10 protein-coding genes are annotated in these 12,653 nt (G+C 74.2%); 8 read left to right on the top strand and 2 right to left on the bottom strand.

Annotation, left to right across the window (positions count from 1 at the left end; genetic code table 11):
* The first annotated feature begins 94 nt into the window (after nucleotides 1-94).
* From AAG589_RS07075 to AAG589_RS07065, 3 genes are read left to right on the top strand one after another with little or no spacing between them, the layout of a single operon-like run.
* Entirely contained in the window at nucleotides 95-2,599 is a 2,505-nt protein-coding gene (locus AAG589_RS07075; RefSeq protein ID WP_430566537.1) for a phosphoketolase family protein, read from the top strand.
* Nucleotides 2,596-4,725, top strand: coding sequence for a phosphate acetyltransferase (gene pta, locus AAG589_RS07070; protein WP_430566536.1), 2,130 nt, complete (start codon nucleotides 2,596-2,598; stop codon nucleotides 4,723-4,725). Before AAG589_RS07075 ends, pta begins: the two co-directional genes overlap by 4 nt.
* Nucleotides 4,722-5,996 carry an acetate/propionate family kinase gene (locus tag AAG589_RS07065; RefSeq protein WP_430566535.1) on the top strand — a complete coding sequence of 425 codons (1,275 nt, stop codon included), beginning with the start codon at nucleotides 4,722-4,724 and terminating at the stop codon, nucleotides 5,994-5,996. The genes pta and AAG589_RS07065 overlap by 4 nt, the downstream gene beginning before the upstream one ends.
* 18 nt (nucleotides 5,997-6,014) lie before the next feature.
* On the opposite strand, the gene AAG589_RS07060 is transcribed toward AAG589_RS07065, so the two are convergent.
* Together AAG589_RS07060 and AAG589_RS07055 are read right to left on the bottom strand one after the other, a co-directional pair.
* Nucleotides 6,015-7,409: a GntP family permease gene (locus AAG589_RS07060; RefSeq protein WP_430567162.1), complete on the bottom strand. Its 1,395-nt coding sequence runs from the start codon at nucleotides 7,407-7,409 to the stop codon at nucleotides 6,015-6,017.
* 134 nt (nucleotides 7,410-7,543) lie between these two features.
* On the bottom strand, nucleotides 7,544-8,098 hold the full coding sequence (locus AAG589_RS07055; RefSeq protein ID WP_430566534.1) for a gluconokinase: 555 nt from the start codon (nucleotides 8,096-8,098) through the stop codon (nucleotides 7,544-7,546).
* A 168-nt stretch (nucleotides 8,099-8,266) separates the two neighbouring features.
* Here AAG589_RS07055 and AAG589_RS07050 point away from each other — a divergent pair, with 168 nt between their 5' ends.
* Genes AAG589_RS07050 through AAG589_RS07030 form a run of 5 tightly spaced genes read left to right on the top strand, consistent with a single transcriptional unit; the run spans nucleotide 8,267 to nucleotide 12,638 of the window.
* Complete coding sequence (locus AAG589_RS07050) at nucleotides 8,267-8,995, top strand: FadR/GntR family transcriptional regulator (protein ID WP_430566533.1); 729 nt, start codon at nucleotides 8,267-8,269, stop codon at nucleotides 8,993-8,995.
* Nucleotides 8,996-9,006: 11 nt separating this feature from the next.
* Nucleotides 9,007-10,329: a carboxylesterase family protein gene (locus tag AAG589_RS07045; RefSeq protein ID WP_430566532.1), complete on the top strand. Its 1,323-nt coding sequence runs from the start codon at nucleotides 9,007-9,009 to the stop codon at nucleotides 10,327-10,329.
* The gene (locus AAG589_RS07040) at nucleotides 10,326-11,279 is read left to right on the top strand and encodes a DUF4031 domain-containing protein (RefSeq protein ID WP_430566531.1); all 954 of its coding nucleotides are present in this window, start codon (nucleotides 10,326-10,328) and stop codon (nucleotides 11,277-11,279) included. Before AAG589_RS07045 ends, AAG589_RS07040 begins: the two co-directional genes overlap by 4 nt.
* On the top strand, nucleotides 11,276-11,872 hold the full coding sequence (locus AAG589_RS07035; RefSeq protein WP_430566530.1) for a SanA/YdcF family protein: 597 nt from the start codon (nucleotides 11,276-11,278) through the stop codon (nucleotides 11,870-11,872). The genes AAG589_RS07040 and AAG589_RS07035 overlap by 4 nt, the downstream gene beginning before the upstream one ends.
* 19 nt (nucleotides 11,873-11,891) lie before the next feature.
* The gene (locus AAG589_RS07030) at nucleotides 11,892-12,638 is read left to right on the top strand and encodes an enoyl-CoA hydratase (protein ID WP_430566529.1); all 747 of its coding nucleotides are present in this window, start codon (nucleotides 11,892-11,894) and stop codon (nucleotides 12,636-12,638) included.
* Nucleotides 12,639-12,653: the final 15 nt, after the last annotated feature.

Genomic DNA, 12,653 nt, shown 5'->3' with positions numbered 1-12,653 from the left:
GTCACGGCCCCTGACCTCGCCTGTCGTGCTGCATTCCGGGACCGGGTGCGGTGGAATGAAGGCGCCGGCCTTCCCCGAGCCACAGGAGCGTGTGATGAGCACCACGACCACCCCCACCGTCAGCCCCACGTCGTGGCGTGCCGGCGGCGGCGCCGAGCTCTCGGCCGAGACGGTCGACCGGATCGACCGGTGGTGGCGGGCGGCGAACTACCTGTCCGTGGGGCAGATCTACCTGCTCGACAACCCGCTGCTGCGCGAGCCGCTCACCCGTGACCACGTCAAGCCCCGCCTGCTGGGCCACTGGGGCACGACACCGGGCCTGAACTTCCTGTACGCCCACCTCAACCGGGCCATCAAGGAGCGCGAACAGTCCACCGTCTACGTCGCCGGCCCCGGTCACGGCGGCCCGGGCCTCGTCGCGAGCACCTACCTGGACGGCACGTACTCCGAGCTCTACTCGGACATCACCGAGGACGCCGACGGCGTGCGCCGCCTCTTCCGCCAGTTCTCCTTCCCCGGCGGCATCCCGAGCCACGTCGCCCCCGAGACGCCGGGCTCCATCCACGAGGGCGGCGAGCTGGGCTACGCCCTCTCGCACGCGTACGGCGCCGTGTTCGACAACCCGGACCTGCTGGTGGCGGCCGTCGTGGGCGACGGCGAGGCCGAGACCGGCCCGCTCGCCACGAGCTGGCACTCGAACAAGCTGCTCAACCCCGCGCAGGACGGCGTCGTGCTGCCGATCCTGCACCTCAACGGGTACAAGATCGCCAACCCGACGATCCTCGACCGCATCGGCCGCGACGAGCTCGAGTCGCTCATGGTCGGGTATGGGCACAAGCCGCACTGGTTCGAGGTGGCCGACGAGAGCGACGAGTCGCACGAATCGATCCACCGCCGCTTCGCCGCGGTGCTGGACGAGGTGCTCGACGAGATCGCCGAGATCAAGGCGCAGGCCGCCGTCGAGGGCGAGGACATGGCGCGCCCGGCGTGGCCGATGATCGTGTTCCGCACGCCGAAGGGCTGGACGGGCCCCGAGTACATCGACGGCAAGAAGACGGTGGGCTCGTGGCGCGCGCACCAGGTGCCGCTCGCCAGCGCGCGGGACACGCCGGAGCACCTCCAGGTGCTGGAGACGTGGCTGAAGTCGTACCGGGCCGACGAGCTGTTCGACGGCGACGGGCGCATCCTCGACGACATCCGCGAGCTGGCCCCCGCGGGTGAGCTGCGCATGAGCGCCAACCCGCACGCGAACGGCGGCGTGCTGCTGCGCGACCTGCGGCTGCCCGACTTCCGCGACTTCGCCGTCGACGTCCCCGCCCCGGGCGCCGGCGCGGTCGAGGCGCCGCGGGTGCTGGGCCAGTTCCTCACCGAGGTGATCCGGCGCAACCCGGACAACTTCCGGATCTTCGGGCCGGACGAGACGGCGTCCAACCGCCTGCAGGCCACGTTCGACGTGACCGGCAAGCAGTGGAACGCCGAGTACTTCTCGCCGGAGGTCGACGAGCACCTGGTCCGCGCCGGCCGCGTCATGGAGCAGCTGAGCGAGCACCAGTGCCAGGGCTGGCTGGAGGGCTACCTGCTCACCGGGCGGCACGGCCTGTTCACCAGCTACGAGGCCTTCATCCACATCGTCGACTCGATGTTCAACCAGCACGCCAAGTGGCTCAAGGTCACCAACCACATCCCGTGGCGGCGACCGATCGCGAGCCTCAACTACCTGCTCTCGAGCCACGTGTGGCGCCAGGACCACAACGGCTTCAGCCACCAGGACCCGGGCTTCATCGACCACGTCGTGAACAAGAAGGCGGAGATTGTGCGGGTGTACCTGCCGCCGGACGCCAACACGCTGCTGTCCACCTACGACCACTGCCTGCGGTCACGGCAGTACGTGAACGTCGTGGTGGCGGGCAAGCAGCCGGCGCCGCAGTTCCTGTCGATGGAGCAGGCGGTGGCGCACTGCACCCGCGGCCTGGGGATCTGGGACTGGGCGGGCACGGAGGTGGAGGGCGAGTCCCCCGACGTCGTGCTCGGCGCGGCGGGCGACGTGCCCACGCTCGAGGTGCTGGCGGCCGCCGACATCCTGCGCCACCGTGTGCCGGGCCTCAAGGTCCGCGTGGTCAACGTCGTCGACCTCATGCGCCTGCAGGACGAGAAGGAGCACCCGCACGGGCTGTCGGACAAGGACTTCGACACGCTGTTCACGCCCGACAAGCCAGTGATCTTCAACTACCACGGCTACCCGTGGCTCATCCACCGCCTCACGTACCGCCGCACGAACCACGCGAACATCCACGTGCGCGGGTACAAGGAGGAGGGCACCACGACGACGCCCTTCGACATGGCGATGCTCAACGACATCGACCGCTACCACCTGGTGATCGACGTCATCGACCGGGTGCCGTCACTGCGCTCGACGTACGCGGGCCTGCGCCAGGAGATGGTGGACGCCCGCCTCGCCGCGCGCCAGTACACCCGCGAGCACGGGGAGGACATCCCCGAGGTGCGCGACTGGGTGTGGCCCGACGTCGGCGAGACGGCCACCGAGAACGGCGGCCCCCAGTACGACTCCACCGCGGCGACGGGTGGCGACAACGAGTGACCAGCACGACCCGCTCTCTCTACATCGCCTCCCCCGAGGGCGAGACCGGCAAGTCGACGGTCGCGCTGGGCGTGCTGGACCTCCTGGTCCGGCAGGTCTCGCGCGTCGGGGTGTTCCGGGCCGTCTCCCGCGTGCCGTCGCCGCCGGCGTCGGACGCGGGGGGCGACGCCCCGCGGGACCACGTGCTGGAGATGCTCCTGCAGCACGACGGCGTCGACCTCGCCTACGAGGACGCCGTCGGCGTCACGTACGACGACGTCCACGCCGACCCGGAGGCCGCCCTCTCGCGGATCGTCGACCGCTACCACGCGGTCGCGGAGCGGTGCGACGCCGTCGTCGTGGTCGGCACCGACTACACGGACGTGGCGGGCGCGACCGAGCTCGCGTTCAACGCGCGCGTCGCGGCCAACCTGGGCGCTCCCGTGCTGCTCGTGGCGTCCGGCCGCGAGCGCTCGCCGGAGGACGTGCGGGCGCTGGTGCGGCTCAGCGTGTCCGAGCTGCACGCCAACCACGCGCAGCCGGTGGGCGTCGTCGTGAACCGGTGCCCCCCGCGGGTGCTCGCGGCGGGGGCGACGGCGCTGGTCGGCGACCTCGACCTGCCCGTGTGGACGATCCCCGAGGAGCCGTTCCTGCACGCACCCACGGTCGGCCGCCTGGCCGAGGCCGTGGAGGGCACGCTCATGCTCGGCGACCCCGACCTGCTGGGCCGCGAGGCGCTCGAGGTCATCGTCGGGGCGATGTCGTTCGAGCACGTGCTCGACCACCTCTCCGACGGCGCCGTCGTCATCCTGCCCGGCGACCGGTCGGACGTGCTGCTGGGGCTGCTGTCCGCGCACTCCGCCGCGACCTTCCCGTCGCTGGCGGGGATCGTGCTCACCGGCGGCTACGTGCCGCGCGGCGTGATCGCGCAGCTGCTGTCGGCGCTCGGACCCCGCGTGCCCGTCGTCGCCACGGCGCTGGACACCTACCAGGCGGCCCGGCGCGCGGCGGAGACGCACGGCTACGTCACCGTCGCCTCGACCCGCAAGGTCGACGTCGCGCGCGCCCTGTTCGAGCAGCACGTGGACGGCGGGGCACTGCTCGCCCGCCTGGACCTGCCGCGCACGCGCGTCGTGACGCCGCTGATGTTCGAGTACGAGCTCATCGAGCGGGCGCGCGGCGACCGGCGCCGCGTCGTGCTGCCCGAGGGCGACGACGACCGCATCCTGCGCGCCGCGTCGACCGTGCTGGCCCGCGGCATCGCGGACCTCGTGATCCTGGGCGACGAGACGTCGATCCGGGCGCGCGCCGCCGAGCTGGGCCTCGACATCGCCGCCGCCACGGTGCTGTCCCCCACCGACCCGGAGCACGTCGAGAGGTTCGCCACCGAGTACGCGGCCCTCCGCGCCCACAAGGGCATGACGGTGGAGCGGGCGCGCGAGATCGTCACGGACGTCTCGTACTTCGGCACGATGATGGTGCACCTCGGCCTCGCGGACGGGATGGTGTCGGGCGCCGCGCACACGACGGCGCACACCATCCGGCCGTCGTTCGAGATCGTCAAGACGCAGCCGGGCGTCTCCGTGGTGTCGTCGGTGTTCCTCATGTGCCTGACCGACCGGGTGCTGGTGTACGGCGACTGCGCCGTCATCCCCGACCCGACGGCGGAGCAGCTCGCGGACATCGCCATCTCGTCGTCCGCGACGGCGGCGCAGTTCGGCGTCGACCCGAAGGTCGCGATGCTGTCGTACTCGACGGGCACCTCCGGCTCGGGCGCGGACGTCGACAAGGTCCGCACTGCCACGGGGCTGGTCCGCGAGCGCCGCCCCGACCTGTCGGTCGAGGGGCCCATCCAGTACGACGCCGCCGTGGACGCGTCGGTCGCGAAGTCGAAGCTGCCGGAGTCGTCGGTGGCCGGGCAGGCGACGGTGTTCGTCTTCCCCGACCTCAACACGGGCAACAACACGTACAAGGCCGTGCAGCGGTCGGCCGGCGCGGTCGCCGTCGGGCCGGTGCTGCAGGGGCTGAACAAGCCGGTCAACGACCTGTCGCGCGGCGCGCTCGTGGCCGACATCGTCAACACGGTCGCCATCACGGCGATCCAGGCCCAGTCGTTCGAGGCACAGGCACAGGAGGCCACCGCATGAGCATCGTCCCCGAGGCCGAGCGGCCCAACCCGTACAGCGCGTACGGGGCGCACGGGTCCGTGCTGGTGCTCAACTCGGGCTCGTCGTCGCTCAAGTACCAGCTGGTCAACCCCGTGGGCGGGGAGGCGATCGCGGCCGGCACCATCGAGCGGATCGGCGAGCCGTCCGGGATCGTCACCCACACGTTCGCGGGCAACAAGACCCGCCGCGAACTCGAGGTGCCGGACCACGGCGAGGCGCTGCGCCTCGCCCTGGGCATGTTCGACGAGATCGGCCCGCGGCTGGCGGACGCCGGCATCTACGCCGTCGGGCACCGGGTGGTGCACGGCGGCGCGGAGTTCTCCGGCCCGGTCGTGGTGGACGACGGCGTGGTGGACCGCATCGAGGCGCTGGTGCCGCTCGCGCCGCTGCACAACCCGGCCAACGTGCAGGGCATCCGGGTGGCGCGCGAGCTGCTGTCCGACGTCCCGCACGTCGCCGTCTTCGACACGGCGTTCTTCTCCGCCCTGCCCGCCGAGGCGTACACGTACGCGATCGATCGGAAGGTGGCGCAGGAGTACGACGTGCGCCGGTACGGCTTCCACGGCACCAGCCACCAGTACGTGGCGGGCAAGGTGGCGCGCGTGCTGGGCCGCCGCGTGCAGGACCTGCACACGATCGTGCTGCACCTGGGCAACGGCGCGTCCGCGTCGGCGGTGGCCGGCGGCGTCCCGATCGACACCTCCATGGGGCTCACTCCGCTGGAGGGGCTGGTCATGGGCACGCGGTCGGGCGACATCGACCCGGCCGTCGTCTTCCACCTGGCCCGCAACGCGGAGATGGGCATCGACGAGCTCGACACGCTGCTCAACAAGCGCTCGGGGATGCTCGGCCTGTCCGGCGTGAACGACTTCCGCGAGCTGCGGCGGCTCATCGACGACGGCGACCAAGACGCCGCCCTCGCGTTCGACGTCTACATCCACCGCCTGAAGAAGTACGTCGGCGCCTACGCCGCCCTGCTGGGCCGCGTGGACGTCGTCGCGTTCACGGCCGGCGTGGGCGAGAACGACACGGCCGTCCGCGCCGCGGTCTGCGAGGGCCTGGAGGGCATGGGCATCGCCGTCGACCCCGAGCGCAACGCGGCCCCGGGCCGCGGCGAGCGCATCATCTCCCCCGACTGGACGTCCACGCTGGTCATGGTGATCCCCACGATGGAGGAGCTCGCCATCGCCCGGCAGTGCGTCGAGGCGGTGGAGCACCTGCGGCCCTCGTCGTCGGTCACGGCGGGCTGAGCCGGCCGGCCGCCGCGGTCAGGCCAGCGCGAACGCCACGCAGGCGATCCCGAAGCCCATGACGCCGATGGCCGTCTCCATGACGGTCCACGTGCGCAGCGTGGTCGCCACGTCCATGTCGAAGAACCGGCCCACGAGCCAGAACCCCGAGTCGTTGACGTGACTGAGCACCACGGAGCCGGCCGCGACCGCGACGACGATCGCGGCCGTCGCGAGCTGGCTGAACCCGCCCGCCGCCACCGCCGGGGCGATGAGCCCGGCCGCCGTCGTGAGGGCGACCGTGGCCGAGCCCTGCGCGACGCGCAGCACGGCCGCGATGACGAACCCGGCCACGATCACCGGGAGCCCCAGGTCCGCCAGGACGTCGGCGAGCGCGTCGCCGATGCCCGACGCGCGCAGCACCCCGCCGAACATGCCGCCGGCGCCGGTGATGAGGATGACGGAGCAGACCGGCCCCAGCGCGGAGTCCAGCGTCTGCTCCAGCACCGTGCCCTCGACGCCGCGACGGCGGCCGAGCGCCCAGGCCGCCACGAGCACCGAGACCAGCAGGGCCACCGGGGTGGAGCCGACGACGCCCGCCCAGGTCACGACCGGGCTCTCGGCGGCGATCCACCCCGCGGACGCCGCCGTCTCCAGACCGGTGTTGGCGAAGATCAGCACGAGCGGCAGCAGCAGGATGCCGACGACGGTGCCGAACCGCGGCGGGTTCGCGGCCTGCACCGCGTCCGCGCGGCCGAGGATCGCGGGCACGGGCAGCTCGAACCGCCGGCCGGCGAACCGACCGAAGAGGTAGGCGGCGACGTACCAGGTGGGGATCGCCACGACCAGGCCGAGGAGCAGGACGGTGCCGACGTTCGCCCCGAGGAACTCGGACGCGGCGACGGGGCCCGGGTGGGGCGGCACGTAGATGTGCATCACGGAGAACGCGCCCGCCACGGGCAGGCCGTAGAGCAGCAGGGACCCGCCGAGGCGGTGGGCCACGGCGAACACGATCGGCAGCATCACCACGAGGCCGGCGTCGAAGAAGATCGGGAAGCCGAAGATCAGCGACGCGACGCCGAGGGCCAGCGGCGCGCGCTTCTCCCCGAACTTCGCGATGAGCACGTCGGTCATCACCTTCGCGCCACCGCTGGTCTCGATCAGCCGGCCCAGCATCGCACCGAGCCCGACGAGCAGGGCCACGGACGCGAGGGTGGAGCCGAAGCCGTCCAGCAGCACGTCCAGGATGCCGCCGCTCGGCAGTCCGGCGGCCACCGCGGTGAGCACGCTGACCAGCACGAGCGCGAGGAACGCGTGCAGGCGGACCTTGATGATCAGCAGGAGCAGGAGCGCGACGGCTCCCGCGGCGATGGCGAGCAGCGGCCCGGCCGTGAGGGTCTGGCTCCAGTCGTCGAGGGGCGCGGCGGTGGGCATGGCGGTGGGCATGGCGGTGGGCATGGCGGTGAGCACGCCTGTGGGCACGTGTGTGGGCATGGCGAAGTCCTCGCGGTGCGGGTGGGGCGGGCGGTTCGGCCCGGCGGTTCAGGCGGGTGGTTCAGGCCGGCGGTTCAGCGCTCGTCGGCGAGCCAGGCGAGCACGCTGGCGACGATGTCCTCCGGCGCGGCGGCGACGTCGATCCTGATGCCGTCCTCGTCGTCGGTGAGCGGCTCGAGCGTGGCGAGCTGGGACGGGAGCAGGGTCGTCGGCATGAAGTGCCCGCTGCGGTGCGCCATCCGGTCGGCGAGCAGCTCCGGGCTGCCGTCGAGGTGGACGAAGCGCACGCGGCCGTGCGCGCCGCGCAGCACGTCGCGGTAGGTGCGCTTGAGCGCCGAGCAGGTCACGACGGCGGACCTCCCGGCGTCGGTCTCCCCCGTCAGCCAGTCGCGGATGGCGGCGAGCCAGGGCGCGCGGTCGGCGTCGGTGAGGGGGGTGCCCGCCGACATCTTGTCGATGTTGGCCTGGGGGTGGAACTCGTCGGCCTCGGCGACGTCGAGGCCGAGGCGTGCGGCGAGCATCCCCGCGATCGTGGTCTTGCCCGAGCCGGCGACGCCCATGACGACGAGGTGCCCGGCGACCGGCGGGCGCTGCGTGCTCTCGGCCCGCGCGTCACCGGTGGCGTCCATGACGACAGTGTCCATCTCGACTTCCCTGTTCGGTCGGCGACCCGCTGGGGCGGGCCCCGCGGCGACTGCTGCGTCACCGCGTCGTCCGAGGATGCCTTATTGGTACTACCTTTGACAAGACTGATCACACCAATCGCCGCCCGGCCGGCGCGTCGATAGGCTCCGCCCATGTCGTCACCGTCCCTGCACGCCGGAGTGCTCGACGCGCTCGGCCTCGCGATCACCAGCGGAGACGTCCCGGCGGGCACTCCCCTGACCCTCGACGGGATCGGCGCCGAGCACGGGGTCTCGCGGACGGTGGCACGCGAGGTGATGCGGATGCTCGAGGGTCTCGGGATGGTGCGTTCACGCCGCCGGGTGGGACTCGTGGTGCTCGGGATGGAGGACTGGAACGTCCTCGACCCCCGCGTCATCCGGTGGCGGCTGCGGGGCCCCGGCCGGGACGCCCAGCTGCGCAGCCTCACCGAGCTGCGGCACGCGGTCGAGCCGCTCGCCGCCGCCGGCGCCGCCCGCCACGCCACCCCCCAGGTGCGCGGCGAGCTCGTCGACCTCGCCCGCCGGATGCGCACCCTCGGCGAGGCGGGCGACCTCCCCGAGTTCCTCGCCCTCGACGTGCGCATGCACGAGCTGCTGCTGCGCTCGAGCGGCAACGAGATGTTCGGTCCCCTGGCCGACGTCGTCGCCGAGGTCCTCGCCGGACGGACCCACCTCGGCCTCATGCCGCCCTCCCCCGCCCCCGAGGCGCTCGACCAGCACGAGGCGGTCGCCCGGGCGGTGGCCGAGCACGATCCCGACGCCGCCGAGGCCGCGATGGCGCGGATCGTCGGCGAGGTGCGGCGTGCCCTCGGCGACCTGCCCGACCACGAGGACGAGGACGGCGCCACCGGCCGGGGTTAGTCTCGACCGCGATGCTGCGCTTCACGCCTCCTTGCGGCCCGGTCGACGGCTGGGCGGACGACGACGTCGTCCGCGCCACCGGCATCCCGTACGCCCACGCGGACCGCTTCGAGCGGCCCGTGCCGGTCCCCGACCGTGACACACCGTTCGAGGCGACGTCCTGGTCCCCCGCCTGCCCGCAGGCACCGGTCCCCTTCCTCGACGAGGTGCTCGGGTCGCCGGGCGCCGGCGTCCCCGGCGACGAGCACTGCCAGCGACTGTCCGTCACGATGCCCGCCGACGTGCGACCCGACGACCGCCTGCCGGTCATGGTGTGGATCCACGGCGGCTCGTACACCTCGGGCGCGGGCGACCTGCCGATCATGGACCCCCGGCCGCTGGTGGCCGAGCAGCGCGTGGTCGTCGTGGCGGTCACGTACCGGCTGGGCCTGTTCGGCTTCCTCGGCGACGGCGCGGAACGGCCGGCGAACCTGGGCCTCCTCGACCAGCTCGAGGCCCTGCGCTGGGTGCGCCGCAACATCGCCGCGTTCGGCGGCGACCCCGCCCGGGTCACGCTGTTCGGGCAGTCGGCCGGCGGCGACGCCGTGGCGCACCTGCTGGCCGTCCCGGCCGCCGCAGCCCTGGTCGACCGCGCGATCGTGCAGAGCGCGCCGCTCGGCATCTCGCGCGGACGAGCGCGGATGAACGCGGCGATGGCGCGCGCCGCCGCGGGCATCTCCGCACGGACGCCGGTCGCGGACGTCGTGGCCGCGGAGGCGCGCGTCGCCGCCGCGGCGCGGGGCTCCGGCCTGCGCGCGGCGATGCCGTTCGGCACGCAGTACGGCCACGACCCGCTCCCGCCCGAGGACGAGATCGAGGCTGCGTGGGACGCGGCCGCCCCGCACGTCGCGCTGCTCGTCGGGAGCACCGCCGAGGAGGTGCGGCTGTTCGTCCCCCGGCTCCCCGCGGTCCGGCGCCTCGCGGCCCTGCCCGTCGTCGGGCCGTGGGCGCGCCGCGCCCTGGTCGCCGCCGTCACCGCGGCGGTCTACGGGCGCCCCGCGCGCCGGTTCGCCACCCGGCACGCGGCCGCCGGCGGCGCCGCGTGGCGGTACGTCGTGACGTGGGCCGCGCCGGCGGGCCCGTGGGGCGCCGCCCACACCGTCGACCTGCCCCTGCTGTTCGGCGACGAGAAGGCGTGGTCGACGGCGGCGCTCGTCCGCGGCGCGTCGTGGGACGACCTGCAGCGCTCCGCGCGAGAGGTGCGGGCTGTCTGGGGAGCGTTCGCCCGCGGCGAGGACCTCGGCGACCGCCGCGACGTCCCGGACGCGCTGGCCGTGCGGCGGGTGCGCCGATGACGATCTGGCTCGACCCGCCCGCCTGGCCGGCGCACGGCACCCTCTGGTCGCACCTGGTCTCCGACACGTCCCTGCACGAGCTGCGGTCGTTCGCCCGTGCCCAGGGCGTCGGCGACCGCGCCTTCGACCTCGACCACTACGACGTCCCCGCCGAGCACCACGACGCGCTGGTGGCCGCCGGGGCGGTGCCCGTGTCCGGCGGCGAGCTGTCCCGGCGCCTCGCCGGCTCCGTCCTGCGGGTGCCGGGCTGGGAGCGTCGGCGCGCGTCCCGCGACGCCCTGCTCGGCCGGTGGGAGGCGCTGTGGTCGCCCGACGACGCGGGCGCGGTCGCCGCGGTCGCGGAGGTCGGGCGGGACCTCGTGGACCGCTGGCGCGAGCCGCACCGCGTGTACCACTCGCGGCTGCACCTCGCGGACGCCCTCGACTCCCTCGACCTCCTGCTCGCGGACGGCGCGGACGGCGCGTCCTGGCACGCCGCCGTCGCGCTGTGGTTCCACGACGCCGTGCACGACGGCGAGGCGGGCCACGACGAGGAGCGCTCGGCCGCCCTGGTGGGCACGCTGCTGCGGCCGCTGACCGGGACCGCCCGTCCCGCGGGCGCCGGCACGACGCTCGGGGACCGCGACGTGGACGAGGTGGCCCGGCTCGTGCTCGTGACCACCGCCCACGACCCCGCGGCCCAGGACGTCACCGGCGCCCTGGTCAGCGACGCGGACCTCGCGATCCTCGGCGCGGAGCCCCGCCGCTACGCGCGCTACGCGGCCCAGGTGCGCGCCGAGTACGGGCACGTGCCCGACGACGCGTTCCGCGCCGGCCGGGCCGCCGTCCTCGACCAGCTCGCCGGCCTGCCCCACCTGTTCCGGTCGCCCGCGGCCGTCGCCCGCTGGGCCGACGCCGCCGCACGGAACCTGCACGCCGAGCGCGCCGCGCTCGTCGGCGGGGCCGCGTGAGCCTCCGGCGGCGGGCCGTCGCCGTCGTCGGTGCGCTCGCGCTGGCCGTCCTCGGCCCGGTCGCGTGGGTGCAGCTCGTCGGGCACCGGAGGGTCCGCCCGTCACCCACGGACGTCGAGCCGGCGGACGCGATCCTCGTGCTCGGCGCGGGCATCAGGCCCGACGGCACGCCGTCGCCCTACCTGCGCCGCCGGCTGGACGCGGCGGCCGAGCTGTACCACGCGGGGGTCGCCGACCGGGTGGTGCTCAGCGGCGACGGCCTGCCGCGCCGCGACGGCACCCCCTACGACGAGCCCGCCGCGATGCGGCGGTGGATCCTCGGCCGGGGCGTGCCGGACGAGGCGCTGACCCTGGACCGCGAGGGCCTCGACACCACGGCGTCCGCTCGTCGCACGGCCCGGCTGGGAGCACGCACCGCCGTCGTCGTCACGCAGGACTACCACCTGCGGCGCGCGCTGTTCAGCTCCGTCCGGGCGGGCCTCGACGCCCAGGGCGTGGGCGTCTCGGCCGCGAGCGCGCACCCGGTCCGCCGGGCCTGGTACCACCTGCGCGAGGTGCCGGCGTCGTGGCGCGCAGCGGTGCGCGAGCTCTGACGGCGGCTATCGTCTCGGCATGACCGCTGACGTCCTCACCAGCGTCGCCGAGGGCGTCGCCACCGTGACCCTGAACCGTCCCGCCAAGAAGAACGCGCTCACCACCGCGATGTACGCGGCGCTGGCCGACGCGCTCGACGCCGCGGCCGCGGACGCGGACGTCCGGGCGGTGGTGCTGCAGGGCGACGAGCGCGTGTTCTGCGCCGGCAACGACATCGGCGACTTCGTCGGCCTCCCGCAGACCGGCGGCGACCTCCCCGCCCTCCGCTTCCTGCGGGCGCTCGCGCGCTTCCCCAAGCCGGTCGTCGCGGCCGTCTGCGGCCCGGCCGTCGGCGTCGGCGCCACGATGCTGCTGCACTGCGACCTCGTGTACGCCGGCGAGGGGGCGACGCTGCTGTTCCCGTTCGTGGACCTCGGCCTGGTCCCCGAGGCCGCCTCCAGCCTGCTGCTGCCGCAGGTCGTGGGGCACCAGCGTGCCGCCGAGGCCCTGCTGCTCGGCGAGCCCCTCCCGGCCGCCACGGCGCGCGACGCCGGGCTGGTCAACCGGGTGCTCCCGGATGCCGAGGTGCTCGGTCTCGCCCGCACACAGGCCGCCAGGCTGGCCGCGAAGCCCGTCGCCGCGGTCGTCGAGACCAAGCGGCTCCTGCGGTCCGGAGCGCAGGCCGCCGTGCTCGACCGGATCGAGGAGGAGGGGGCCGTCTTCGCCCGCCTGCTGGGCGAGCCCGCCGCGCAGGCCGCCCTGGGCTCCTTCCTCGCCCGGCCCTGAGCGCGGCGACGGCGG

This window comes from Isoptericola sp. F-RaC21, assembly GCF_038593535.1.
Classification (GTDB): Bacteria; Actinomycetota; Actinomycetes; order Actinomycetales; family Cellulomonadaceae; genus Isoptericola.
This window is presented reverse-complemented; position numbering and strand designations above follow the sequence as displayed.

What these genes read in the sequence shown, in the direction of transcription:
- AAG589_RS07075 (WP_430566537.1), top strand. Translation starts at nt 95, where the DNA reads ATGAGCACCACGACCACCCCCACCGTCAGCCCCACGTCGTGGCGTGCC.
- AAG589_RS07065 (WP_430566535.1), top strand. Translation starts at nt 4,722, where the DNA reads ATGAGCATCGTCCCCGAGGCCGAGCGGCCCAACCCGTACAGCGCGTAC.
- AAG589_RS07060 (WP_430567162.1), bottom strand. Translation starts at nt 7,409, where the DNA reads ATGCCCACCGCCGCGCCCCTCGACGACTGGAGCCAGACCCTCACGGCC.
- AAG589_RS07055 (WP_430566534.1), bottom strand. Translation starts at nt 8,098, where the DNA reads ATGGACGCCACCGGTGACGCGCGGGCCGAGAGCACGCAGCGCCCGCCG.
- AAG589_RS07050 (WP_430566533.1), top strand. Translation starts at nt 8,267, where the DNA reads ATGTCGTCACCGTCCCTGCACGCCGGAGTGCTCGACGCGCTCGGCCTC.
- AAG589_RS07045 (WP_430566532.1), top strand. Translation starts at nt 9,007, where the DNA reads ATGCTGCGCTTCACGCCTCCTTGCGGCCCGGTCGACGGCTGGGCGGAC.
- AAG589_RS07040 (WP_430566531.1), top strand. Translation starts at nt 10,326, where the DNA reads ATGACGATCTGGCTCGACCCGCCCGCCTGGCCGGCGCACGGCACCCTC.
- AAG589_RS07030 (WP_430566529.1), top strand. Translation starts at nt 11,892, where the DNA reads ATGACCGCTGACGTCCTCACCAGCGTCGCCGAGGGCGTCGCCACCGTG.